Origin of the sequence: Mesorhizobium sp. M7A.F.Ca.US.010.02.1.1 (assembly GCF_004023085.1) — a bacterium.
GTDB lineage: Bacteria > Pseudomonadota > Alphaproteobacteria > Rhizobiales > Rhizobiaceae > Mesorhizobium.
In genome coordinates, this window is sequence record NZ_RZRV01000097.1 from 1 (window position 1) to 1,677 (window position 1,677).

Sequence of the window (1,677 nt, forward strand, 5' to 3'; positions counted from 1 at the left end):
CCATCGGCCGGAGCGGCGGCTCCGTCGGCGGGCGCGGCAGGTGCTGCCTGCGCCTTTGCCTTGGCGGCGGCGGCCAGCGTTTCGCCAACCTGCTGGGCGAGATCGCGGCCGAGGCCGTTCTGCCAGATGTCGGCTGCCTTGACCAGTTCGCGGGTCACCGTCGGGCCGCTATCGAGCAGCTTCTTGCCCGAATCGGAATTGTAGAAGGCGGCGATGTCGGCCAGTTCCTTTTCGGAGAACACTTTCGCGTAGGCGAGTGCTGCTTCCTTCTCGAGGTCGGCGCGGCGCGAGGCCAGCGCCAGCGCCTTCTCGCTGATCGTCTTGCCGATCAGTTCCTGCATGTCCGGGTTCTTCTGGATCAGCTGCGATTCGAGCGCCGCGGCTGCCTGCGGCAGAATGTTGTCGAACGGGTCGGTCGCGTGGATCGCAGACACCGCCGCGCGGGCGGCCTTCAGGTGCGAATCCGTGACATCCTGCGAAAACGCCGGCGAAGAGAAGGCGAAAACGGCCGAGGCCGCCAAAAGGACGGAAAGGCTGCGAACCCGGTTATGCAACGTCATGATCGGTAAAACTCCCTGGTTTTCGGGCGGCATGGACGGTTTGGATACCGTCGCCGCCGGCGATGATGGCCGCTGAAGCCAGCCCGATGAAAAGACCATGCTCGACCACGCCCGGAATGGCGTGGAGAGCATTCGAAAGCGCTCTTGTATCCGGAATGCGGCCAAAAGATGCATCGAGGATAAAATGGCCGCCGTCTGTAACAAAAGCCTGCCCTCCCGTCATCCTCAATGTGACCGGCCCGGAAAGACCGAGCTTTTCAGCCGCTGCGGCAACCGCGATTTCAGTGGCGCGCAGGCCGAACGGATTGACCTCGATCGGCAGCGGAAAACGGCCGAGCGTCTCGACCATCTTGGAGCGGTCGGCGATGACGATCATGCGCTGGGACGCCGCGGCGACGATCTTCTCGCGCAGCAGCGCGCCGCCGCCGCCCTTGACCAAGGTCAGTTCCGGGTCGACTTCGTCGGCGCCGTCGACGGTGAGATCGAGCTCTGGCGTTTCCTCCAGCGTCGACAGCGGCACGCCAAGCTCGCGGCACAGCGAAGCGGTGCGCTCCGAGGTCGGCACGCCGATGACGGTCATGCCGGTGGCAACCTTTTCGGCAAGCAGCCGCACGAACTCTTCGGCCGTGGTGCCGGTGCCGATGCCGAGCCGCATGCCGTCGCCCACATGGGCAAGTGCGGCGCGCGCGGCTTCGACCTTCAACTGCCTTGCATCCATGTCGATTGTTGCCCCGGAAACTTGCTGCCGGGCTCGTAGCATTTTTGCCGGTCCGGTCAAAGCCCTGGACGGCGCTTCTCCAGGTGATGTGTATAGGAATTATTTCCTTGACCGGTGACAGCAGCTATGCTACATTTTTGTCCATGGTGCTGATTTGCGCCAACACCCGTCGTCGTGAACTGACCCCCGAAAGTTGGACATCCACCTTCGGGGGTTTTCATGTCCAAACACAGCGAGAGTTTGAAGCGCACTGTTGTTGATCGTTATTTGAGTGGTGAAGAGAGCTATGCGAGCGCCGGTGCAGCCGACGGCGTAGATGCTGCAACGGTGCGCAAATGGGTTGCGAGCTATCAAGCGCACGGGGTTGCCGGCCTCGCTCGCAAGCTCAGCCACTATGAC

General features: G+C 62.8%; 3 protein-coding genes. 1 reads left to right on the forward strand and 2 read right to left on the reverse strand.

Translation table 11 applies throughout. The features are described 5' to 3' along the window. Together EOA19_RS34825 and rpiA are read right to left on the reverse strand one after the other, a co-directional pair. Window positions 1–560: DUF2059 domain-containing protein (locus EOA19_RS34825; RefSeq protein WP_164893129.1), on the reverse strand; the 560-nt coding region annotated here is incomplete at its 3' end. Continuing rightward, window positions 547–1,278, reverse strand: a complete 732-nt coding sequence (gene rpiA, locus EOA19_RS34830; RefSeq protein WP_128306111.1) for a ribose-5-phosphate isomerase RpiA — start codon at window positions 1,276–1,278, stop codon at window positions 547–549. The genes rpiA and EOA19_RS34825, both read right to left, overlap by 14 nt. 219 nt (window positions 1,279–1,497) lie before the next feature. On the opposite strand from rpiA, the gene EOA19_RS34835 reads away from it, so the two are divergent. Next, the coding region (locus EOA19_RS34835; protein WP_164893097.1) for a helix-turn-helix domain-containing protein at window positions 1,498–1,677 on the forward strand (180 nt) is incomplete at its 3' end.

Excerpts from the sequence above, each read along its gene's own strand:
- rpiA (WP_128306111.1), bottom strand. The coding sequence starts at position 1,278 with ATGGATGCAAGGCAGTTGAAGGTCGAAGCCGCGCGCGCCGCACTTGCC.